This window comes from Brucella sp. NBRC 14130 (genome assembly GCF_040371715.1).
In the GTDB taxonomy this organism is placed as follows: Bacteria; Pseudomonadota; Alphaproteobacteria; order Rhizobiales; family Rhizobiaceae; genus Brucella; species Brucella intermedia.
The window spans coordinates 1-22,543 of the sequence record NZ_BAABTE010000017.1 but is presented as its reverse complement, the minus strand read 5'-3'; the positions used below and the strand labels follow the sequence as shown (position 1 = coordinate 22,543).

Below are 22,543 nucleotides of genomic sequence, written 5' to 3'. Positions count from 1 at the left end.
AAAGTGTGAGGCGGTTTTCGGATAGGATGCGCGATAAAACAAAACTCTGGAGCGCCGATCTGAACAGGATCGGTGCTCCGGTGGAAAAATCAGTCGTTCAGCCCGAGAACATCGAGCATCGAATAGAGGCCGGGCTTTTTGCCATAGGCCCAAAGTGCGGCCTTGATCGCACCGCGCGCAAAGATCGAGCGGTCTTCGGCATGGTGGGAGAGAACAATGCGCTCACCGGGCCCGGCAAGAATGACCGAGTGCTCGCCGATGACCGAACCGCCACGCAAGGTGGCGAAGCCGATGGAGCCGGTTTCACGCGGCCCGGTGTAGCCGTCGCGCACGCGGACGCTGTTTTCCGCCAGTGCAATGTCGCGTCCCTTCGCTGCCGCTTCGCCAAGCAGCAGGGCGGTGCCGGATGGCGCATCGACCTTGTGCTTGTGGTGCATTTCAAGGATTTCGATGTCGAAATCCGCCGGATCGAGCGCTTGCGCCGCCTTCAGCACCAGAACGGACAGAAGATTGACGCCGAGGCTCATATTACCCGACTTGACGATGGTTGCGTGGCGGGCAGCGGCGCGAATCTTGTCCTCGTCCTCAGCCGAGCAGCCCGTCGTGCCGATGACGTGCACGATGCGCGCCTGTGCGGCGAGGCCCGCAAATTCGACGCTTGCTGCCGGGCTTGTGAAATCAAGAACGCCGTGCGCCCCGGCGAAGACCGGCAGCGGATCGTCGGTTATGCGCACGCCGAGCGGGCCGATGCCGGTGACTTCGCCCGCATCCCTGCCCAGAAGCGGAGAGCTGGACCGTTCGATGGCGCCGACCAGTTTCGCGCCTTCGATGGTCTGGATGGTGCGGATCAGGGTCTGGCCCATGCGTCCGCCAGCGCCGACGACGACCAGGCCCATTTCGCTGTTCTGCGTTTCTCCGCTCATCGTGGTTCTCCTGTCCGCAGTTCTTCTGTCGTCTTTTCGGTGATGAAATCGCCGTTGCCGCTCTGCAACTGATAGAAACGGGCATAGACGCCGTTCGGGATGGCGATGAGGTCGTCGTGACGGCCTTCCTCCACCACCCGGCCGGCTTCCATCACCACGATGCGATCCGCATTCACCACGGTGGAAAGGCGGTGCGCAATCACGACCGTGGTGCGGTTCTGCATGATGCCTTCCAGCGCCTGCTGGACCCGCTTCTCGGACTCATTGTCGAGGGCGGAAGTCGCCTCGTCGAGCAGGAGAACCGGTGCATTGCGAACGATGGCGCGGGCGATGGAAACGCGCTGGCGCTGGCCGCCGGAAAGCGTCACGCCGTTTTCGCCGACCGGCGTATCGTAGCCCTGCGGCTGCTGCAGGATGAATTCATGCGCATGGGCAAGCTTGGCTGCCTCGATGATTTCCTCATCCGTCGCGTCCGGGCGGCCATAGCGGATGTTGTCGGCAATGGTGCCTTCGAACAGATAAGGCTGCTGCGAGACATAGGCGATGGCATGGCGCAGCGACTGCTTCCTGACGTGCGCAATGTCCTGCCCATCGAACAGGATCTGGCCGCGGTCGAGATCGTAGAAGCGCTGGACAAGGTTGATGAGTGTCGACTTGCCGGCACCCGAAGCGCCGACCACGGCGGTGGTTTCGCCCGCCCTGGCGACGAAGCTGACGCCGTGCAGCACCGGCGCGGTCTCGTTATAGGAGAAATAGATATCCTCGAAACGGATTTCGCCGGGACCGGCCTTCAGCTCCACCGCGTCCGCAACATCGCGCTGGCGCGGTTCTATATCCAGCACTTCATAGATCATGCGTGCGTTGACGAGCGCCTTTTCCAACCCGACCTGAAGGCGGGCAAGACGGCGGGCCGGGTCATAGGCGAGCAGCATCGCGGTGATGAAGGCGAAGGTTGCGCCGGGGGGCTGCTGTTCGAGAATGGCGCGATAGCCGCTATAGGCCAGCACGCCCGCCACGGCAAAACCGGCCAGCATTTCGGAAATGGGCGTCGTGCGCTCGGACACCTTGGCGATCTTGTTGCTGCGGCCTTCGGACTGGTCGATCAGCTTGCCGATCTTGGCGCGCAGCTGGTCTTCCATCGTAAAGGCCTTGACGATGGCAATGCCTTGAATCGATTCCTGCATCGCGCCCAGCAGATGGGAATTGAGATGCACGAGATCGCGGGTGACGGAGCGAATGCGGCGCGAAATATAGGCAACGGCCAGAATGAGCGGCGGTCCGATCAGGAAGATCGCCACGGACAGGATCGGGTCCATGTAGAACATGGTGGCGACGAGACCGATCAGCGAGATAAGGTCACGCGCGATCGACGAAATCGTCATGTTGAGGAGATCGCGGATGCCGGAAACATTCTGGTTGATCTGCGCCGCCAGATGGCCGGAACGGGTATCGTTGTAGAAATCGAGACCGAGCTTCATCAGATGGTCGAAAATGCGCTTCTGATAGCGCGCGACCAGATTGTTGCCGATCTTGGCAAGCTCCACGGCCTGTATGTAGCCGGAAATGCCGCGCAAGATGAAAATGCCCAGCAATGCGCCGCAGATGACCCAGACCAGACCGAGATTCTGCTCGTAGAAAATCTTGTCGATCATCGGCTTCATCAGATAGGCGAGCGCGCCGTTCGATCCGCCGACGATGAGCGATGCCAGTATGGCTATGATGTAGTTCTGCTTATATTCGCGGATGTTTTCCGACATCATGCGCCGGATTACGCGGGTGGCTTCGCCCGTATCGATCTTCTTGTTTTTCTTCTTGAATAGACTCACGTGCAAAAGCGCTTTTTGTCTCTTGGCCCTCCGGCTGGACCGGTGGCTATCGTTGAAAATACGACTTCCATACGGAAACGCTGCACTGAAAAAGCCCTCGGCAATTTCGGTGCAGCGTTTCTATAACGTTATCCGCGCGGCTTGACCATCCTCAAGCTTTAGCGCTGGAACGGTTCAGGTTAAAATGGAGCCCCCTGCACCACTCTGATATTTGCCCCGTCGCTCAGTCGATCCGCCAGCGGCGCCCTTCGGTCGAGACTTCGAAACGGGCTGGGGCCTGTGCGAAGGCGGAAAGCCCGGTAAGGGCTGCAAGCTGATGGGTGATCACGCGGACAGGAATGTCGCGCATGATGGCCTTGTGCGGAGCCTTGTCCTCGAACGCCTCGCGGAAAGCACCCGCCCTGAGCGCGGAAAGGATGCGCTGCGGAATGCCGCCGGAAAGATAGACGCCGCCTTGCGCCTTGAAAATCAGCGCCAGATCGCCTGCCAGCCGCCCGAGATAGGTTACGAACAGATGCAGGGTCTCTTCCGCCTGTGCATTGCTGCCGTCGAGCCCGGCGGAGGTGATGTGGGCGGGGGTTTCCAGCGTCGGCGTCACCTCGTCGGCGGCGCATATGGCCAGATAGAGATTGCGCAGTCCGCGCCCGCAAAGAATCTGTTCGCCAGCGACGCGGCCTTCGATGCGCTCGATATGCGGGAAGACCTGATAGTCGCGTTCGCTGCGCGGGCCGATGTCGATATGACCACCTTCGCCCGGCACCGGCACCCATGCGTGGCGCGTGCGGACAAGACCGGCAACGCCGAGCCCGGTGCCCGGCCCGAGCACGACGCGGGTAGCAATCACTTCTTCGGGCCTGCCGCCGATCTGTTCCAGATGTTCGCTGCCCAGAGACACGACGGCGAGCGCCTGCGCCTCGAAATCGTTCAGCACGGTCACATCCTCGAAACCGAGATCGGCGATCATCTTCTTCGGGCGCACGACCCAGTCGCAATTGGTGAGGTCGATCTCGTCGCCGTCGACGGGACCGGCCACAGCCAGAATGGCGGAACGCGGACGGATCGAGGTATGATCGAGAACGGCGTCCTGTATGGCCTCATCGATGGTTGCATAATCCGCGGTCTGGAGAACGGGAAACTCCTTCGGCTCGGCATTGGAATCCACCAGGATGGCAAAACGGGCATTGGTGCCGCCGATATCGCCGACAAGTACCGGAAACCGGAAACCCTGTTCGGTCCGCTCTATCTCTTTGTTTTCATGCATGTCTTTGTCCCAGAACCGGTTCCCGTTTTTGGGACATGCGATCGTCGCGGGCATGTCCTCTCCCTGGTCATGTCATCCGTCCGCAGAAAAACGCCCGCGGCGGATCAGTGCGTTTTGTTAGTCGAGCGCCTTGATCAGCCTTTCGGCGGTTGCGCGATTGAGCGCCATCGGAATGTCGTAGACGCTGCCGAGGCGCGTCAGCGCCTTCACATCGACATCGTGCGGAAGCGGAGACAGCGGGTCGATGAAGAAGATGAGCACTTCCACCGTTCCTTCCGCAATCATGGCGCCGATTTGCTGGTCGCCGCCGAGCGGCCCGCTTTTCACGCGCTGAATGCGGAGGGAAGGGCAGGCATCAAGTATGAGGCCGCCAGTCGTTCCCGTCGCCACGATGTCATAGCGGGACAGTGCCTGCTCATGCGCTTTTGCGAAGGCGACCATGTCGTCCTTCTTCTGGTCGTGGGCGATCAATGCGATGCGCAGGCGTTCCGTCATGAATGAGCAACCTTACGAGTTGATAACCTTGTCATTGGCATTCTAAATCGTTTTAAACCTATAGCGAAGTGCCCAGAACCTGAAAAGCGCTAAAAGCCTCACTGCACGCCGTAGGTGACATCGGCGATCGAATTCGGGGAAGGACCGTTGAGCACGGCGGCGCAAGCCTTCGGCAGATCGGAGACCATCACCGGGCGCGGCTTTTTCGGCGGTTCCGTCGACGGCTTTGCCGGCTTCCACGGTTCATCCGTAAACCACCAGGCGAGCGACTTGTCACAACCGTCACCGGCAGCCACTTTCGGCTGTCCCTTGCACTGGGGCGAACCGGGCTGGCAGGTCAGACGCACATGGAAATGGTAGAAGTGACCCCAATAGGGGCGAACCTTGCCGAGCCAGCTCCTGTCGCCCTTCACCGTGTCGCAAAGCTCCTTCTTGATGCCGGGATGCACGAAGATGCGCTCGACTTCCGGGTAGCTTGCGGCATGTTTGATAAGCGCCGTGCGGGCAGGGGTCCATTTCTTCGGATCGACATAGAGCGAATCCGGTTTCAGCATCGAAACGGCGGAAACGCTTTCACGTTCGGCATCGGTAAACCGCTTTTTGGGCATTGGCGTCAGCCAGATATCGGCATCGAGGCCGACCTGATGCGAGGCGTGGCCGGTCAGCATCGGGCCACCGCGCGGTTGCGAAATGTCGCCGACGAGCAGGCCGGGCCACCCGTCCTTTGCCGCATCGCGGGAGAGTTTTTCCAGAAGGCCGATCATGCGCGGATGGCCCCAGCGACGATTGCGCGAAAGCCGCATCACCTGCCAGTTCGGTCCGTCCGTCGGCAGAGCCACCGCTCCGGCGAGGCATCCCTTGGCATAAAAGCCGATGGATTGCGGGTCTTGCGCCAGAACAGGAAGCGCCTGCGCGCCAAAAGCCTGTTTGGCGGGCATGTCTTCCGCGACGGCCATGGGCACGAAGTCGGGAGCGATCATTGCGGCAAGCGAAGCTGCGAGAACGATCTTCTTCAATCTGTTTGCGATCATGGGGCAATTCCATGTTTTGCCGGGGCTGCGGCTGCGAATCAAGGCGGCCGGATTGCGGGCATTATGCTGTGTCAACGGCGGGGCTTCAATGGCGGTCGGCAGTTTGTGCTGCCGACCGCATTTCGTCAGTGCTGCCGCAGCCTTGCCAGCAAGGCCAGAACCAGGAATGGCATCACCGTGCAGAAGGCGATCAAGGGCCATGCGGTATCGCCGGGCAGGAAGATGACCAGTGCTGTTCCTGCAAGGCTGACGATCAGGCTCTGGATGCAGAAATAGACCGCGACCGCCATGCCCGCGCTGTCGTCAAAGGCGGCAAGCGCACCGTTTGCCGTCATCGACGCGGTGAGAACGATGCCGACAGCGGCAAGCCACATGGGGACGATGAGGCTCAGGAACGAAGGCGCCAGCAATGTTTCGCCGAGAACCAGAAGCAGGGCGCTGGCAAGAAGCGTGGCCATGCCCAGCGCCACGCTGGTGCGCGGGCCCCATTTCTGCGTCTTGCGGGGCAGGACGCGGGTGGCGGCAATCATGACGAGGGCAACGCTTGCAAAGGCAAAGCTGAAGCCGGTTTCACCAGAGCCGCCGCGTTCGATCAGAATGCGCGGTGCGGTGGAAAAGAACACGAAGAACGTGCCCATCGCCGTCGCGAAGCCGAGCGTATAGGTCCAGAAGCTGAAGTCGCGCACGATCCGGCGGAGACTTCCGTTACCTGGGGCAGTGCCGGCTGGCCGCGTCTCCTGCCAGTGGCGCAAGGCGCGCAACGTCACGGCGAGGCCGAGGAGGCCGAGCATGGCGAAGATCGCCCGCCATCCAAAACCCTTTGCGACAAGCGCCCCGGCAATCGGCCCGAGCGCCGGGACGAAGGAAAGCATGGCGCTGAAAAGGCCGTAGATCGTCGCACCTTCCGGACGGGCGGCATAAACATCGCGGACCGTTGCGAAAGTTGCGACCAGCGCCGCCGAAGCGCCTGTTGCCTGTACGAAACGAAGCGCCACGAAAACCGCTGCATTGTCTGTGATCGCCAGGGCGAAGGACGAAAGGGCGAAAACCAGCCCGCCGCCGATCAGGACGGGCCTGCGCCCGAAACGGTCCGACAACGGGCCGAACAGCAACTGCCCGACGCCCAGCATCACCATGTAGAGGCTGAGGGTCAGTTGCACCATGGCGGGGGTCGTTCGCAGGATGGCAGGCATGGACGGCACGACCGGCAGGTAGATGTCCATGGCCAGCGAGGCGAGAATGTCGAAAGGAGCCATCAGCACGAGCGCGAATGGCAGGGAATAGCTCCACTGTGGAGTTTGTTTGTTATCAAAAGGCATGACTAAGCATCCGCTCGAGAAAAATCGGGCGGCTATCTGCCTTCTATAAACGCGCATCTTCGGGATGCGGGGATTTGGTCCGGGGCAGACGCCGCAACAGGTCGGAAAGGCTGTTGCGGCTTATCTGGTTGCGAGTTCGGTGCTGCTCATTCTGTGTTGTCCCGGTTCTGTTACGAGCTTGCTTTTAGCAGCAGCACGGCTTCAGCGCCAGCGATCATCGCGCCACATGGCCGAAAAGGCCGTCCGGTAATCGGGATAAGCAAATTCGTAACCCAGATCCCTGATGCGCCGATTGGAGACACGTTTGTTCTCGCCATAGAAGGAGCGTGCCATCGGCGTCAGATCGGCATCCTCGAAGGCGACTTCCGGCGGTGGCGCCACGCCCATCAGTTCGGCGGCGTACGTGACGACATCCTGCGGGGGGCTCGGCTCATTGTCGGTGATATTGAAGATGCCGCCCGTATCGGTGCCTGCCATAAAGCGCAAGGAACCGGCAATGTCATCGACATGGATGCGGTTGAAAATCTGGTTTTCCTTGATGACGCGCCGCGCGGTGCCGCGCTTCAGATTGACGAAGGCATTGCGGCCCGGTCCATAAATGCCGGAAAGCCTTAAGATCGCGAGCGGTGTTCCGTGCCGTTCGCTCAATTGTCCCCACGCCTTTTCGGCTTCGACGCGTTCCAGATTGCGGCGCGAGGAAGGTTTGCAGGCCGTGGTTTCGTCTACCCACGCGCCCTGATGGTCGCCATAGACGCCGACCGTCGACAGATAGCCGATCCAGCGGATGGTGTTGTCGGAACGGCGAAGCGCTTCCTCGACGATGGCGACGGCGGGATCGCCGCTTTCGCCGGGAGAGATCGAAACGACCACATGGGTCGATTGGGCAAGCCTGTCCAGAAGTTCGGGCGAGGGCGTTTGCCCGTCGAAAAGCAGCGGCTTTATGCCCGCCTGTTCGAGGAGGGGGAATTTCTGCTCGTGCCGCGTGGTCCCGTCGATGCGTTCTGCTTCGCCGGTCATCCTGCGTGCAAAGGCCTGGGCGGAGAAACCTGCTCCGAACAGAAATATGCGCATCAAACTTTCTCCATGTCCCACTCTGCCTGTACCGTAGCATCCTCTTCCGATGAGGCCAGGCGTTTCTGAACACTGGCTGCGTGGTCGGGGCTTGCCAGTTGCTTCAAGGCCCATATCGCTGCGCCGCGCACGACCGGCGCTTCGTCTTCCAGCAATCGTTCGACATCCGGCAGAAGCGTCGCATCGCCGGAATTGCCGGTAGCGATCAGCACATTACGGATGAAGCGATCGCGCCCGATCCGTTTCACCGGGGAGCCGGAAAACAGCGTGCGGAAAGCCGGGTCATCCAGCGCCAGCAGATCGTTGAGACGCGGTTCCTTCAGGTCTTCGCGGGCTTTCAGCTTCATTTCGCTGGTCGCCTGCGCGAACTTGTTCCACGGGCAGACGGAAAGGCAGTCGTCGCAGCCATAGATGCGGTTGCCCATGGCTTTCCGGAACTCTTGCGGGATCGGTCCCTTGTTCTCGATGGTGAGATAGGAAATGCAGCGCCGCGCATCGATGCGATAGGGCGCGGGGAAAGCCTTGGTCGGGCAGGCGTCGAGACAGGCGCGGCAGGAGCCGCAATGGTCGCGATCGGGCGCGTCGGGCGGAATTTCCGCCGTGGTGAAGATCGAGCCGAGGAACAGCCATGAGCCAAGCTCGCGGCTGACCAGATTGGTATGCTTGCCCTGCCAGCCGAGACCGGCAGCTTGCGCCAGCGGTTTTTCCATGACGGGCGCGGTATCGACGAAGACCTTGACATCCTGTCCGGCGCGCGCGGCAAAACGGCTCGCAATGTGCTTCAGCTTGCCCTTGATGATGTCATGATAGTCGCGGTTCTGCGCATAGACGGATATGGCCGCGCGATCCTGCTTTTCCAGAATGGCGAGCGGATTGGCGTCCGGCCCGTAATTCATGGCCAGCATCATGATGGAACGGACTTCCGGCCACAGCACGCTCGGATCGGCACGGCGGGCTTCCGTTTCCTCCATCCAGTCCATATCGGCGTGGTGGCCGTCGGCAATATACTGGCGCAGCCGTTCGGGCGCGTGCGGAATTGCATCGGGCGTGGTGAAGGCAACCGCGTCGAAACCAGCCGCCTTCGCTTCTTCGATCAGGAAGCGCTTGAGTTTCTGTGGGCGGCTATCAGAAATCGAGGTCGCCATAATGGGCCACCGGGGCAAGCCCGCGCACGCGGTCGGAAAGCAACGGGCGGAAAGCCGGGCGCGATTTCATGCGTGCATACCAGTCACGCGCCGCTTTGGTTTCGCCCCATTCGATCTCGCCCAGATAATCGAGCACGGAAATGGAAGCTGCCGCCGCCATGTCGGCATAGCTTGGATGCGCGCCGCCGAGCCAGTCGCGGGTCGCGGCCAGCCAGTCGATATATTTCATATGCTGGCGGATATTGGTGCGGGCGGCGCGGATGGCGGTCGAATCCGGCGCGCTGCCGCCCATCTCTGCCGCCATCTGCAACTTGAATACACGTTCGCGGGCAATGTGCCGCGTCACTTCATTTTCGAATTTCAGCAGGAACCAGTCGACCAGACGGCGCACTTCGGCGCGCTCCATCGGGCTTTCCGGCAGGAGGCGGCGGCTGCGCTTCAATGCGCCGCGCGTCTCGTCCAGATATTCGGCGATCACCGTTGCGCCGACGACCGGAAGGTCGTTTTCGGCCAGGAGCACGGGCAGGGTTGCCGCCGGGTTCAGCGCCAGGAATTCCTTGCGGCGCGACCACGGCCGTTCCTCGATAAGTTCCGCTTCAACGCCATATTCGCCGAGGATGAGCCGCACATAGCGCGAACCCGAAGACATGGGATGATGAAAAAGCGTAAGCATGATCGACGCGAGACTCTCGACTGAAGCTTGAATTGAACGTCCGGAGTTTGCACGGCGGCTGGCGTTTGCGCATGCAGCAGGCTATTTCCTGCTATCAAGCGATTCGACGCCGCCTCAACGGAATATAAAGTCTATAAGGGCTATGTTTGCGTGAGACAAGCAATCGCTGGAAATGCGTGTTTTCAGCCGATGGCCCGCTATCCCGATCCGTCTTTTTAACCCGTCACCGTGCCCACTATCCCAAGGTACTGACTTCATGGATATTTTCAATCTACTGGAAGCTGCATTTCTCGGTCTCATCGAAGGTCTGACCGAATTTATCCCTGTTTCCTCCACCGGGCATTTGCTGCTGGTCGGGCACTTTCTTGGCTTTGAATCCACAGGAAAGACCTTCGAGGTGCTGATCCAGCTCGGCGCCATTCTGGCCATTCTGACGGTCTATTCGGCGAAACTTCTTAAAATCCTCACCGATTTCCCCCGCGATGCCCGCACGCGGCGCTTCGTTTTCGGCATTCTGGTCGCCTTCCTGCCTGCGGCGGTCATCGGCGCTCTCGCGCATGGCTTCATCAAGAGCGTGCTGTTCGAAACGCCGATGCTGGTCTGCGCCATGCTTATCATCGGCGGGTTCGTCCTGCTGTGGGTGGACCAGCTCAATCTGCGTCCGCGCTATCACGATGTGATGGATTATCCGCTGCCCATGTGCCTCGCCATCGGCTTCATCCAGTGTCTGGCGATGATACCGGGCGTGTCGCGCTCCGGTTCCACCATTGTCGGCTCTCTGCTGCTCGGCGCCGACAAGCGTTCGGCAGCCGAGTTCTCGTTCTTCCTCGCCATGCCCACCATGGCGGGCGCTTTTGCCTATGACCTCTACAAGAGCCGCGATATCCTGTCGTTCAACGACGGGGCGCTGATCGGGGTAGGCTTTGTGATGGCCTTCATCTCCGGCGTTTTCGTCGTGCGCTATCTGCTCGATTACGTCTCCCGCCACGGCTTCAAGCTGTTTGCCTGGTGGCGTCTGATCGTCGGTGCGCTCGGAATGGCGGCACTGATGATCTGGGGATGAGGTGCGGTCCGCGCAGCGGACAAAAAGCCCGTGAGCCGGGCAGCAAAAAGGGGCCTTTCGGCCCCTTGTTCATTTCCGCTGCGGCTGTGGATCAAGCAAAGCCGGTCTTGGTGTACTGGCCGGCGACGCGGTAGCGCCACAGATAGGATGGCAGCACGGCGTCGACGCTTTCCGGCGTGATGCCCATGCCCTGCAAAGTGCGGCCTTCCTTGATGGCTTTTTCCGAAACCACATTGTCGAATTTCAGCAGTGTCACCTGATCGTTGGTGAGCATCGGGTTCGGCAGCAGGCCGAGGATCGATGCCTGCAAGCGGGCAACCCACCAGGGCATGGAGACGATGAGGCGCTTGCGGGCGATCACGCCGAGCATGTCCTTCATCCAGTTCCTGAATGGCTGCACATCGGGGCCGCCGAGTTCATAGACGCCGCCCGGCATCAGCTTGCCGTCGACGGCACGCGCCACGGCTTCCGCCACGTCGCCGACATAGACCGGCTGAAGCTTCGTTTCGCCGCCGCCGATTGCAGGCAGGAATGGTGAGAAGCGCGCCATGTTGGCGAAGCGGTTGAAGAAGCGGTCCTCGGGACCGAAAATGATCGACGGGCGCAGGATGACGCTGTCCGGCAGGACGGAAAGAATGGCCTTTTCGCCTTCCGCCTTGGTGCGCGCATAATCCGACGGCGAATTGGCGTCGGCTGCAAGCGAGGACACATGCGTCATGCGGATGCCTGCGGCCTTGGCGGCTTCTGCGACATTCTTCGCGCCGAGCACCTGAACCGTGTTGAAACGCTGGCGACCGCTTTCGGACAGAATGCCGACGAGGTTGACCACATGGTCGGAACCCTTGATGACATGTTCCACGGAGCCGCGATGGCGTACATTGGCCTGCACCATCTGGATCTGGCCGACATTGCCGAGCGGCGCCATGTAATAGGCAATTTCCGGCTTGCGCACGGCAACGCGCACGCGGTAGCCGCGCTTGGTGAGAGCCGCAACCACTGCGCGCCCGACAAAGCCTGAGCCGCCGAAAACGGTGACCAGTTTCGGCCTGTTATGGACTTCGTTCGGTTCGGTCTTCATCCTAAACTCCTGCATGAAAGCACGCTATTCGAGCGGTGATTTATCGCCTTTTTGCCACAAGGCAAAGGGGACTTGTTGTCACGATTGCGAAAGCTGCCGGTTTTCCCGCCTTTTGGCGCGAATACTCCTTTGAAATTTGGCGTCTTGCTGTTAAATCGCGCGCATGAGCACACCACTTGACCATATTCGCAATTTTTCGATCGTCGCCCATATCGACCACGGCAAATCGACGCTGGCCGACCGCCTCATCCAGTTGACCGGCGGGCTGGATACGCGCGAGATGAAGGATCAGGTTCTCGACTCGATGGATATCGAGCGTGAGCGCGGCATCACCATCAAGGCGCAGACCGTCCGTCTCTCCTACAAGGCGAAGAACGGCGAGGATTACGTGCTGAACCTGATCGACACGCCCGGACACGTCGACTTCGCCTATGAAGTCTCGCGCTCGCTGGCCGCGTGCGAAGGTTCGCTTCTGGTGGTGGACGCTTCCCAGGGCGTGGAAGCGCAGACGCTGGCGAACGTTTATCAGGCCATCGACAACAACCATGAAATCGTGGTCGTGCTGAACAAGATCGACCTGCCCGCCGCCGAGCCCGAGCGCGTCAAGCAGCAGATCGAGGAAGTCATCGGCATCGATGCGGCGCAGGCCGTGCACATTTCCGCCAAGACCGGCCTCGGCATCGAGGATGTGCTGGAAGCCATCGTCACCCAGCTGCCCGCGCCGAAGGAAGGCGACCGCAATGCGCCGCTCAAGGCCATGCTGGTCGACAGCTGGTATGACAGCTATCTCGGCGTCATCGTTCTGGTGCGCATCATCGATGGCGTGTTGAAAAAGGGCCAGACCATCCGCATGATGGGTACTGGCGCGAAATATCCGGTGGAGCGCACCGGTGTTTTCACGCCCAAAATGGTTCAGGTGGACGAACTCGGCCCCGGCGAGCTTGGCTTCATCACCGCTTCGATCAAGGAAGTGGCCGACACCCGCGTCGGCGATACGATCACCGAAGATCGCCGCCCAACGGAAAAGATGCTGTCCGGCTTCAAGCCCGCGCAGCCGGTGGTGTTCTGCGGCCTGTTCCCGGTCGATGCGGCTGATTTCGAGGACCTGCGCGCCGCCATGGGCAAGCTGCGCCTCAACGACGCGTCGTTCTCGTTCGAAATGGAAACATCCGCCGCGCTTGGCTTTGGCTTCCGCTGCGGTTTCCTCGGCCTTCTGCATCTGGAAATCATTCAGGAGCGTCTTGAGCGCGAGTTCAATCTCGACCTCATCACGACCGCGCCTTCGGTCGTCTACCGCCTCAACATGCAGGACGGTTCGCAGAAGGAGCTGCACAATCCGGCCGATATGCCGGATATCGTGAAGATCAACGCGATTGAAGAGCCATGGATCAAGGCAACCATCATGACGCCGGATGATTATCTCGGCGCTATCATGAAGCTTTGCCAGGAGCGCCGCGGCATCCAGATCGACCTGACCTATGTCGGCCCGCGCGCCATGATCACCTATGATCTGCCGCTCAACGAAGTGGTGTTCGATTTCTACGACCGGTTGAAGTCGATCTCGAAGGGTTATGCCTCGTTCGATTACAATCTTTCAGATTACCGCGAGGGCGATCTGGTCAAGATGTCGATCCTCGTCAACGAAGAGCCGGTCGATGCGCTGTCGATGCTGGTGCACCGAACGGCAGCGGAAAAGCGTGGCCGCGCGCTGTGCGAAAAGCTGAAAGAGTTGATCCCGCAGCATATGTTCAAGATCCCGATCCAGGCGGCGATCGGCGGCCGCATCGTGGCGCGGGAGACGATCTCGGCGCTGCGCAAGGACGTGACGGCCAAGTGCTACGGCGGCGACGTGACGCGCAAGCGCAAACTTCTGGAAAAGCAGAAGGAAGGCAAGAAGCGTATGCGCCAGTTCGGCAAGGTTGAAATCCCGCAGGAGGCCTTTATTCAGGCGCTCAAGATGGGCGATGATTGATCCATTGTTGATTTGTTGAACATTGACTGAGAGATCGGGCGCTTCGGCGCCCTATCTTTTTTGACGACACGCCGCTCGCCCTCAGCCCTTCGAGACGGCTCCCTTGAGCTGCGCTCAGGGCGCCTCCTCAGGATGAGGGGGGACGAGTTCAACAACCGATCTTATCCCCGCTTCGAAAATTCGGGCAGACGCTCATAATCCATAGCCATTAATGCTTCTTTCTTTGCCCGCGACCATCCTTTGATCTGTCGTTCTCGCACAATGGCATCGACGATCCGGTCATAGGTCTCGGTGAAGACAAGCTCGACCGGTCGGCGCTTCTTCGTATAGCTATCGTAGATACCTTCGTTGTGTTCCCACAACCGGGCTTCGATGTTCTGCTTGGTAAGCCCGGTATAATAAGACCCATCCGCGCAACGCAGAATGTAGACTGTTACTTCCATGACTTGCCCCCGCTGGTCGTTGGAAGATAGATGTTGATGCAAGTTTGCCTGCCTAACAAGGTGTGGCAATCGACCTTAAGATTGCTCATGTCCTGCGAGGTGAGAACCGTGCCTACACATCCCCGCATTTCCATCACCTACTGCACGCAATGCAACTGGCTATTGCGTGCAGCGTGGATGGCGCAGGAACTGTTGCAGACTTTCGGGCAGGATTTGGCGGAAGTGGCGTTGCGTCCGGGAACCGGCGGGGTTTTTGAAATCCGCGTGCTAATGCCAGATGGGAGCGAAGAACTCATCTGGGAGCGCAAGCGCGATGGCGGCTTTCCGGAAGCCAAGGTGTTGAAGCAGCGCGTGCGTGATCTGGTCTGGCCGGAGCGCGATCTCGGTCATTCCGACCGGCCAGTCAGTTCCTGAGCGGCTTCCTGTCACCGATCCTTCAAGGCTACGTTTCGCTCCGCACCTCAGGATGAGGGGCGGCAAGCCCGATGTTCTGAGGCCAACGATGTTAAACATCGATGCAGAGGATTAACAAAGGCACTGATATTAACAAAGGCACCGACTTTTTGAACGAGAGCGGTTTCGCGCTTCCCTCATCCTGAGGAGGTGCGCAGCACCGTCTCGAAGGATCGAAGGATCGAAGGATCGAAAGACGAGGGAAAAAGCAGCATCGCTATTCCAAACCGAAAAAACTAGTCCTCATCCACCACGCGCAGGCGTAGCTGGCTGGTCGAACCGTCCGCCGGTCTTGCCTGCGAGCGAGGTGTTTCCTCGGCAGGCTTTTCGCCGAATTCCAGCGCCTCGATCTTCGCGCCGCGTTTCGTGACCTTGGCTGACGACACAAGAATATCGTCAATATCCTTGTTGGCCTGCACGAAATGGGTTTGCAGCTTGCGCACGCGCTCATCCAGACGGCCGACATCTTCCATCAAGCGGATCACCTCGCCCTGAATGACATGCGCCTGCTCGCGCATGCGGGCATCCTTCAGGATGGCCTGAATGACCTGAATCGACAGCATCAGCAGCGAGGGCGAGACGATGACGACCCGTGCCCGGTGCGCGCGCTGGATCAGCGCCTCGAAATGTTCGTGAATATCCGCAAAGATCGATTCCGAGGGCACGAACAGGAAAGCCGTGTCCTGCGTTTCGCCGGGGATCAGATATTTGTCGGACACGTCCTTGATATGAATTTCCATGTCGCGGCGGAACTGGGCGACCGCCGCCTTGCGCGCCTCCGGCTGTTCCGTCTCACGCATCGAATTCCAGGCTTCGAGCGGAAACTTCGCGTCGATCACCAGCGAGGGCGCATTGTTCGGCATGCGCACAAGGCAATCGGGACGGGTGCTGTTGGAAAGCGTTGCCTGGAACTCGTAGGCGCCTTGCGGCAGGCCATCGGCGATGATCGCTTCCATGCGCGACTGGCCGAAAGCGCCGCGCGTCTGCTTGTTGGCGAGGATCGCCTGCAACTGCACCACCTGTCCGGCGAGCGACTGGATATTGTTCTGCGCCGTGTCGATGACGGCGAGGCGCTCCTGCAATTTGGCGAGGTTTTCATGCGTCGAGCGGGTCTGCTCGGTCATCGTCTGGCCGATGCGATGCGTCATGCCGTCGAGCCGCTCGCGGATCGACTGGTTAAGCTCGGCCTGCCTTGAGCCGAACACTTCCGCCATGGTCTGCATCCGGCCCTGCATCTCGGCCTGCGCCTTGAGGATTTCCGCCATGCGATATTCCGCATCGCGGGCCCGGTCCTCCGCCTGCGCTTCCGCAACTGCGCGAAGCCGGGCGGAGCGTGCTGCCGCGATCAGAAAAAGGGCAAGACACAGCACCAGCACCACGATACCCGCCAGCAGGATATTGCCGAGCGTGAAGGATGTGGCGCCGAGCTGCAGAAGCGGCTCATTCAAGAGATTCTGGTTTTCCATGAAGTGAGCTTAACTGATTCGTGTCGCCTTGATGAGATCAAAACGAGAACATTTTGCAAAGTGTAATTGACGATTCTCACGCGAGCCATTACGTGAAAGCCCATGTCTGTAAAACCGCTTGTCATCCTTCCCGATCCCGTCCTGCGCCAGGTTTCCAAGCCTGTGGAGCGCTTTGACGACCAGCTGCGCAAATTTGCCGGCGACATGTTCGACACCATGTATGATGCGCCGGGCATTGGCCTTGCCGCCATTCAGGTGGGCGAGCCGATCCGCATGCTCGTCATCGACCTCGCCAAGGAAGGGGAACCGAAAGCGCCGCATGTCTTCATCAACCCCGAAATCGTCGGCGTGACGGATGAAGCCAGCACCTATGAGGAAGGCTGCCTATCGATCCCGGATTATTATGCGGAAGTTGAACGGCCAGCAGCCATCAAGGTCAATTATTTCGATGCTGACGGCAAGCCGCATGCAATAGAAGCCGACGGGCTGATGGCCACCTGCCTGCAGCATGAGATCGACCATCTGAACGGCGTGCTCTTCATCGATCATATTTCCAAGCTGAAGCGCGATATGGTCATCAAGAAATTCAAGAAGCTCGCCAGCCAGAGCGCGCCTAAGAAGGTTCTTTAATGCGTGTCGTTTTCATGGGGACGCCGGAATTTTCCGTGCCGATCCTCACCGCCATCATCGGTCACGGTTATGAGGTTGTTGCGGTCTATACGCAGCCGCCGCGCCCGGCGGGCCGTCGCGGGCTGGAGCTGACCAAGTCGCCGGTGCATGAAAAAGCCGAGCAGTTCGGCATTCCGGTGTTCACGCCGAAGAGCCTCAGAAGCGCGGAAGAGCAGGACATTTTCGCAAGCCTTGAGGCCGATGTCGCGGTGGTCGTGGCCTATGGCCTGCTGCTGCCGCAAGCCATTCTGGATGCGCCGCGCCTCGGTTGCTATAACGGCCATGCCTCGCTTTTGCCGCGCTGGCGCGGAGCGGCTCCCATCCAGCGCGCCATCATGGCGGGCGATGCGGAAACCGGCATGATGATCATGAAGATGGATGCGGGGCTCGATACCGGGCCTGTTGCAATGGCTGAAAAGGTTACCATCACGCCCGACATGACGGCAGGTGAGTTGCATGATCGCCTGAGCATGATCGGGGCCGACCTGATGATCCGTGCGCTGGGTGCCCTTGAGCGGGAAAGCCTTGCCTTGCAGCCGCAGGCGGAGGAAGGCGTGACCTATGCCGCCAAGATCGACAAGGCCGAGGCGCGCATCGACTGGTCGAAGCCTGCAAAGGACGTGCACAACACCATTCGCGGCCTGTCGCCCTTTCCGGGCGCGTGGTGCGAAATGGAAATCAACGGCGCTGTCGAGCGCGTGAAATTGCAGCGCTCCACCTTGGGTGAGGGCAAGGGCGAACCGGGCACGGTGCTGGACGATCGCCTGACGGTTGCCTGCGGCGAGGGTGCCATTCGGCTCGTCACGCTGCAGCGTTCCGGCGGCAAGCCATTGCCTGCGCAGGAGTTTCTGCGTGGCGCACAGGTCACGAAGGTTCTGTAGGCGGTGCCGCGCTACAAGCTCACTGTCGAATATGACGGCACGCCCTATGTCGGCTGGCAGCGGCAGGAAAACGGCCATGCGGTGCAGAATGCAATCGAACTGGCGTTCAAGAAGTTCTGTGGCGAAGACCTGACGCTAAGCGCTGCGGGCCGCACCGATGCGGGTGTTCATGCGACGGCGCAGGTTGCCCATGTCGATCTCGCCAAGGATTGGGACGCGGGCAAGGTGCGCGACGCGGTCAATGCGCATCTGGTCATGGCCGATGAGCGCGTCAGCATATTGAATGTCGAGAAGACGACGGACACGTTCGACGCGCGTTTTTCGGCCCGTAGCAGGCATTATCTCTACCGCATCCATAATCGTCGTGCGCCTCTGGCGATCGACTACCAGCGTGCATGGTGGGTTCAGAAGCGGCTCGATGCGGAGGCAATGCATGAAGCGGCGAAGCGGCTTCTGGGCGAGCACGATTTCACCACGTTTCGCGCCACGCAATGCCAGGCCAAGAGCCCGGTCAAGACGCTCGACCGCCTCGATGTGACGCGCAATGGCGACATGATAGAGATGCGCGTTTCAGCGCGGTCCTTCCTGCACAATCAGGTGCGCTCCTTTGCCGGCAGCCTGATGGAAGTGGGCGTCGGCCGCTGGACGGCGGATGATCTGCAAGCTGCTTTGGAAGCCAGAGATCGCAAGGCCTGCGGGCAGGTTGCGCCGCCCTATGGGCTTTATCTCGTCGGTGTGGACTACGCCTTTCCGTTTTAGCGCGCTCTAGGGGATCAAAAGCAAACTTCCGGATGATTTTCCCGTCTCCAGTGCACGATGGGCTTCCGCTGCTTCGGTCAGTGCATAGGTGGTGCCGACAGTTCCGGCGAGGCCTTCTTCCATCATGCCGAAAAGCTTGGAAGCGGCGTTTCGGTAGTTGTCCAGATCGTTGATGTAAGCGATCACGCTTGGCCGGACGAAAGAAAAATCTGCTTGATTGCCAAGTGCATCAATGACGGTCTGGGAGATTTTTCCACCGGCCTGACCGATGCTCGCCAGAGTTCCGAGATGGCGCACGCATTGCGCGGTTTTGGACAGAATTTCTCCACCGATACCGTCATAGGCGACGTGAACCCCCTGTCCGTTCGTAAGGCGTCTGGTAGCGGTGATAAAATCACAATCGCGCCCAACGAGCACATGATCCGCGCCGTTCTCGCGCGCGGTTTCGGCCTTTTCTTCCGAACTGACTGTGCCGATTACCGTTGCTCCGAGAGCCTTGCCCCAGCGGGTCAACAGAGTACCCAGTCCGCCTGCGGCTGCATGCACCAGCATGACCGTATCCGGGCCAACGGGGAATGTATCGGTCAGGAGCATATGGGTGGTAAGACCGCGCAGCATTGTGGCTGCCGCCGTCGGCGCGGAAATTGTATTGGGCAGCATCAGGGCCCTTTGGGCGGGTAGAAGCCGGGTCGAGGCATAGGCACCCACGGGGAGGCCTGCATAGGCCACCCGGTCACCCGGTTTGAGATCAGTTACACTCGATCCGACGGCTTCCACCACGCCTGCGCCTTCGACGCCGAGCACAGCCGGAAAGGACGGCAGCGGATAAAGGCCGGTACGGTGGTAGATGTCGACGAAATTCACGCCGATTGCCTCGTGGCGGATGCGTATCTCGCCCGCACCGGGGCTTCGGGGCGTCTGCGGGACTGTCTGAAGCAGCCCTGCTTCACCGGTTTCGTTCAGGATGATCTCGTGGTCCATCAGTTTAGCCTCCGTTGCAATCCGGGGCAGTATCGGGGATAGAGAAACGGGAAAAAATTGCTGTTTTGATCGCAACGTATGGGAAAAATTTCACAATGGTGAACTGGGAGAGCGTACGTTACTTTGTAGCTTTGGCCGATAGCGGCACTCTGTCGGGCGCGGCGCGGATGCTGAATGTAGAGCATGCGACGATAGCGCGACGTGTGGCTGCCCTGGAAAGCGAAACCAGTTTGAAATTGGTTGACCGTCGCGGGCGGCGTTTTCTGCTGACGGAAGACGGTGAACGGATCGCTGCAATTGCCCGCAAGATGCAAGACGAGGCGCAGGCTATCAGTCGGCTGGGCGCAGTCCGCGATACTGGTATAAGCGCTACCGTTACACTCACGGCGCCGCCCTCTTACGCGGTTGCGAGACTAGCCCGGCCGCTTGCTGCAATATCGGCGCAGTATCCGGGTATCCATATGCGTGTGATCGGGGAGGCGCGCTTCAGTTCCCTGAACCGTCGGGAAGCGGATATAGCTATACGCCTGACACGTCCGACGACCGGCGACCTCACCATCCGCAGGCTTGGCGAGGAAGCCTTTCGCCCTTACGCAAGTCGACACTATCTGGCGCGAACCCGCCCAGAAGAATGGCAGTTCATTGCCTACGATGAAAGTTTGGAGGACGCACCGCAGCAGGCTTACCTGCTTGCCCTGGCTGGCACCCGGCCAATTGCCTTGCGCGCCAACACGCTGGAGATGCAGCTTGCGCTCGTGAGCGAGAACGCAGGCATCGCCATGCTGCCGGATTTCATGGCTGAAACACAGGAGCATCTCGTGCCAGCGCTGCCGGATCATGCTCCGCTTCTGCGTGAGGTTTGGATGGTTGTTCACTCCGACATGAAGGCCGTCCCGGCTCTGCGCGCCGTCATGGCCGAGATTGCTGGTGCCCTCAATCATCCCATGCCGATATAACGGCTATCTTGCTAGTAAGCGTGGGGTTCGAAGCCGATTCCGAGTAAATTCTGCAACAGGACGGTCAGGAACAGGGAACCGAAGAAGATGCAGGCGAAGAACGGCGCGGCATAGGCATGGGGGCGCTGCAGCGCGATGAAAGTCAGCCGGTAGCTCAGCACGACGGATATGCCGAACATGATGAAGGCGAACAATGTCGCCACGTCGGTGCGTCCGGGGAAGAAAAGTTGCAGCAGCGTGATCGGCGCGAAGATCCATGAAATCAGCGCGCTGCCCCAATTGGTGGCAATCACGAACGCAGCATAACGCTTGGCGATGCCGATGCGCTTGGCGAGAAGCCCGATGACGACGAGCGGCACGATCCATGCCGCTATGTCGACGAAGGCGGCGCGGGTGACGATGGCGAAGCGCAGGCCCGCTTCCTCGCGTCCCGCCGTCAGGTTCGCCGCATAAGCGACCCAGCCTGCGAACATCGGCGGCAGCGCAATGGCTATCGCATAGAAGGACGACCAGAAGCCCTCGGCGGAAATGTCGAGGTGATCCAGTCCGTCCTTGCGCCCGAGCATCATTTTCCAGACGCCCCAGAAATATCTGAAAATATCGTCCAGGCTTGGCATGAGATTCCCAATTTTTCGCATAATCCGGGCGGACACGTCCTGCGACTGTCCGGGGCTATGCTCTACCCAAAGAAATCGGCAATGAAGCGTTCATAAATCTGTGTCAGGCCTTCAAGGTCGGCAAGGGCCACGCGCTCGTCGACCATGTGCATGGTCTGCCCGACGAGGCCGAACTCGACCACCGGGCAGTAATCCTTGATGAAGCGGGCATCGGACGTGCCGCCGGAAGTCGATAGTTCCGGGCGCTTGCCGGTGACGGCCTCCACCGATGCGGTCAGCGTGCCGATCAGCTTTTCGTCGCGGGTCAGGAACACATGGCTCGGATGCTCGCGCCAGGTCAGTTCATAATTGATCGGCGTTTCACGGCCCGGGCGAAGGCGATTGTCGCGGGCGGCCTTTTCGAGGCGCGCCACGATTTCAGCTTGCAGGCTCTCCGCGGTCCATGTGTCGTTGAAGCGAATGTTGAACGAGGCGGTTGCCTTGTTCGCAATGACATTGGTGGCCGTGTTGCCCACATCGATGGTGGTGACTTCCAGATTGCTGGCCTGGAAATCGGCAGTGCCTGTGTCGAAAGCCGGGTAAAGCAGGCTGTCGACCAGCGTTGTGATGCCGCGCACCGGATTTTCGGCCAGATGCGGATAGGCCGCATGACCTTGCACGCCGTGGACGGTGATGGTGCCTGACAGCGACCCGCGCCGCCCGATCTTGATCATGTCGCCGAGCGCATTGGGATTGGTCGGCTCGCCGACGATGGATGCATCCCAGCTTTCGCCGCGCTGCTTGGCCCAGTCGAGAAGCTTGACCGTGCCATTGATGGCCGGGCCTTCCTCGTCGCCGGTGATGAGGAAGGAAACGCTGCCCTTGAGGCTTCCGTGCTTTTCGATGTGACGGGCAACGGCTGCGACGAAGCAGGCGACGCCGCCCTTCATGTCCACCGCGCCGCGACCGTACATCACGCCGTCTTCGATGGCGGCGGAAAAGGGCGGGTGTTTCCAGTCGCCTTCATTGCCGGGCGGCACGACGTCGGTATGGCCCGCGAACATCAGGTGCGGGCCGTTGCCCGACTTGCGCGCATAGAGGTTTTCGATATCGGGCGTGCCTTCATCGCGGAAGACGGGCCGCTCCACCGAAAACCCCATCGGCTTCAGCATCGCTTCCAGTGCCGTCAGCGCGCCGCCTTCGGCGGGCGTTACGGATGGGCAGCGGATGAGGGCGGCGAGATTTTCGGCGGGATTGACGGCTAAGCTCATGTGATCGGGACTTTTTGAAAAGGGAATCGTCTGATGGCGAGATTATCGCGCATCCCGAAAAGTGCGAAGCGGTTTTCGGACCAAGATGCGCGAGAAAACAAAGTCGCATCCCGAAAAGTGCGAAGCGGTTTTCGGATCAGGATGCGCGAGAAAACAAAGTCGCATCCCGAAAAGTGCGAAGCGGTTTTCGGATCAGGATGCGCGAGAAAAC

Annotated in this window: 23 protein-coding genes; 7 read left to right on the top strand and 16 right to left on the bottom strand. The window is 60.1% G+C overall.

Going from position 1 to position 22,543, the window contains the following annotated elements; genetic code table 11:
* Window positions 1-89 precede the first annotated feature (89 nt).
* From dapB to ABWW28_RS23725, 9 genes are all read right to left on the bottom strand, one after another.
* Window positions 90-923: a 4-hydroxy-tetrahydrodipicolinate reductase gene (gene dapB / locus ABWW28_RS23765; RefSeq protein WP_176588653.1), complete on the bottom strand. Its 834-nt coding sequence runs from the start codon at window positions 921-923 to the stop codon at window positions 90-92.
* On the bottom strand, window positions 920-2,749 hold the full coding sequence (locus ABWW28_RS23760) for an ABC transporter ATP-binding protein (protein ID WP_021587121.1): 1,830 nt from the start codon (window positions 2,747-2,749) through the stop codon (window positions 920-922). Before ABWW28_RS23760 ends, dapB begins: the two co-directional genes overlap by 4 nt.
* 223 nt (window positions 2,750-2,972) lie before the next feature.
* A complete protein-coding gene (locus ABWW28_RS23755) occupies window positions 2,973-4,010 on the bottom strand; it encodes a glucokinase (RefSeq protein WP_031346858.1) in 1,038 nt (345 codons plus the stop codon).
* Between the two features lie 117 nt (window positions 4,011-4,127).
* The gene (locus ABWW28_RS23750; protein ID WP_021587119.1) at window positions 4,128-4,505 is read right to left on the bottom strand and encodes a methylglyoxal synthase; all 378 of its coding nucleotides are present in this window, start codon (window positions 4,503-4,505) and stop codon (window positions 4,128-4,130) included.
* 98 nt (window positions 4,506-4,603) lie between these two features.
* Window positions 4,604-5,536 carry a penicillin-insensitive murein endopeptidase gene (mepA, locus tag ABWW28_RS23745; protein WP_031346857.1) on the bottom strand — a complete coding sequence of 311 codons (933 nt, stop codon included), beginning with the start codon at window positions 5,534-5,536 and terminating at the stop codon, window positions 4,604-4,606.
* Window positions 5,537-5,661: 125 nt separating this feature from the next.
* On the bottom strand, window positions 5,662-6,855 hold the full coding sequence (gene cml / locus ABWW28_RS23740; protein WP_021587117.1) for a CmlA/FloR family chloramphenicol efflux MFS transporter: 1,194 nt from the start codon (window positions 6,853-6,855) through the stop codon (window positions 5,662-5,664).
* A gap of 201 nt (window positions 6,856-7,056) precedes the next feature.
* A complete protein-coding gene (locus ABWW28_RS23735; protein ID WP_021587116.1) occupies window positions 7,057-7,926 on the bottom strand; it encodes an SDR family oxidoreductase in 870 nt (289 codons plus the stop codon).
* On the bottom strand, window positions 7,926-9,071 hold the full coding sequence (gene queG, locus ABWW28_RS23730; RefSeq protein WP_021587115.1) for a tRNA epoxyqueuosine(34) reductase QueG: 1,146 nt from the start codon (window positions 9,069-9,071) through the stop codon (window positions 7,926-7,928). The genes ABWW28_RS23735 and queG overlap by 1 nt, the downstream gene beginning before the upstream one ends.
* Window positions 9,052-9,744, bottom strand: a complete 693-nt coding sequence (locus tag ABWW28_RS23725) for a glutathione S-transferase family protein (protein WP_006467595.1) — start codon at window positions 9,742-9,744, stop codon at window positions 9,052-9,054. Before ABWW28_RS23725 ends, queG begins: the two co-directional genes overlap by 20 nt.
* 256 nt (window positions 9,745-10,000) lie before the next feature.
* On the opposite strand from ABWW28_RS23725, the gene ABWW28_RS23720 reads away from it, so the two are divergent.
* Window positions 10,001-10,807 carry an undecaprenyl-diphosphate phosphatase gene (locus ABWW28_RS23720; RefSeq protein ID WP_006472284.1) on the top strand — a complete coding sequence of 269 codons (807 nt, stop codon included), beginning with the start codon at window positions 10,001-10,003 and terminating at the stop codon, window positions 10,805-10,807.
* 91 nt (window positions 10,808-10,898) lie between these two features.
* Here the strand turns inward: ABWW28_RS23720 and ABWW28_RS23715 are convergent, their stop codons facing one another.
* Complete coding sequence (locus tag ABWW28_RS23715; RefSeq protein WP_021587114.1) at window positions 10,899-11,885, bottom strand: complex I NDUFA9 subunit family protein; 987 nt, start codon at window positions 11,883-11,885, stop codon at window positions 10,899-10,901.
* A 163-nt stretch (window positions 11,886-12,048) separates the two neighbouring features.
* On the opposite strand from ABWW28_RS23715, the gene lepA reads away from it, so the two are divergent.
* Complete coding sequence (gene lepA / locus ABWW28_RS23710) at window positions 12,049-13,857, top strand: translation elongation factor 4 (protein ID WP_006467592.1); 1,809 nt, start codon at window positions 12,049-12,051, stop codon at window positions 13,855-13,857.
* A 161-nt stretch (window positions 13,858-14,018) separates the two neighbouring features.
* Here the strand turns inward: lepA and ABWW28_RS23705 are convergent, their stop codons facing one another.
* The gene (locus ABWW28_RS23705) at window positions 14,019-14,300 is read right to left on the bottom strand and encodes a GIY-YIG nuclease family protein (RefSeq protein ID WP_021587113.1); all 282 of its coding nucleotides are present in this window, start codon (window positions 14,298-14,300) and stop codon (window positions 14,019-14,021) included.
* A gap of 108 nt (window positions 14,301-14,408) precedes the next feature.
* On the opposite strand from ABWW28_RS23705, the gene ABWW28_RS23700 reads away from it, so the two are divergent.
* Entirely contained in the window at window positions 14,409-14,714 is a 306-nt protein-coding gene (locus ABWW28_RS23700; RefSeq protein ID WP_151599401.1) for an Rdx family protein, read from the top strand.
* Window positions 14,715-14,989: 275 nt separating this feature from the next.
* On the opposite strand, the gene ABWW28_RS23695 is transcribed toward ABWW28_RS23700, so the two are convergent.
* Window positions 14,990-16,219: a DNA recombination protein RmuC gene (locus ABWW28_RS23695; RefSeq protein ID WP_021587111.1), complete on the bottom strand. Its 1,230-nt coding sequence runs from the start codon at window positions 16,217-16,219 to the stop codon at window positions 14,990-14,992.
* 102 nt (window positions 16,220-16,321) lie between these two features.
* Between ABWW28_RS23695 and def the strand changes: the two genes are divergently transcribed.
* From def to truA, 3 genes are read left to right on the top strand one after another with little or no spacing between them, the layout of a single operon-like run.
* A complete protein-coding gene (def, locus tag ABWW28_RS23690) occupies window positions 16,322-16,849 on the top strand; it encodes a peptide deformylase (protein WP_021587110.1) in 528 nt (175 codons plus the stop codon).
* The gene (gene fmt, locus ABWW28_RS23685) at window positions 16,849-17,769 is read left to right on the top strand and encodes a methionyl-tRNA formyltransferase (protein ID WP_021587109.1); all 921 of its coding nucleotides are present in this window, start codon (window positions 16,849-16,851) and stop codon (window positions 17,767-17,769) included. Before def ends, fmt begins: the two co-directional genes overlap by 1 nt.
* A gap of 3 nt (window positions 17,770-17,772) precedes the next feature.
* Window positions 17,773-18,528 (top strand): tRNA pseudouridine(38-40) synthase TruA, encoded by a 756-nt coding sequence (gene truA / locus ABWW28_RS23680; protein ID WP_021587108.1) that lies wholly within the window; start codon window positions 17,773-17,775, stop codon window positions 18,526-18,528.
* Between the two features lie 6 nt (window positions 18,529-18,534).
* Here truA and ABWW28_RS23675 read toward each other — a convergent pair whose 3' ends face one another.
* Window positions 18,535-19,509, bottom strand: coding sequence for a quinone oxidoreductase family protein (locus ABWW28_RS23675; protein ID WP_021587107.1), 975 nt, complete (start codon window positions 19,507-19,509; stop codon window positions 18,535-18,537).
* A 95-nt stretch (window positions 19,510-19,604) separates the two neighbouring features.
* Here ABWW28_RS23675 and ABWW28_RS23670 point away from each other — a divergent pair, with 95 nt between their 5' ends.
* Complete coding sequence (locus tag ABWW28_RS23670) at window positions 19,605-20,465, top strand: LysR family transcriptional regulator (protein WP_021587106.1); 861 nt, start codon at window positions 19,605-19,607, stop codon at window positions 20,463-20,465.
* 11 nt (window positions 20,466-20,476) lie between these two features.
* Here ABWW28_RS23670 and ABWW28_RS23665 read toward each other — a convergent pair whose 3' ends face one another.
* From ABWW28_RS23665 to ABWW28_RS23655, 3 genes are all read right to left on the bottom strand, one after another.
* Window positions 20,477-21,082: a hypothetical protein gene (locus tag ABWW28_RS23665; protein WP_151659287.1), complete on the bottom strand. Its 606-nt coding sequence runs from the start codon at window positions 21,080-21,082 to the stop codon at window positions 20,477-20,479.
* Window positions 21,083-21,144: 62 nt separating this feature from the next.
* Window positions 21,145-22,332: a succinyl-diaminopimelate desuccinylase gene (dapE, locus tag ABWW28_RS23660; RefSeq protein WP_151659288.1), complete on the bottom strand. Its 1,188-nt coding sequence runs from the start codon at window positions 22,330-22,332 to the stop codon at window positions 21,145-21,147.
* On the bottom strand, window positions 22,329-22,543 hold a 215-nt coding region (locus ABWW28_RS23655; protein WP_353392547.1), incomplete at its 5' end, for a hypothetical protein. The genes dapE and ABWW28_RS23655, both read right to left, overlap by 4 nt.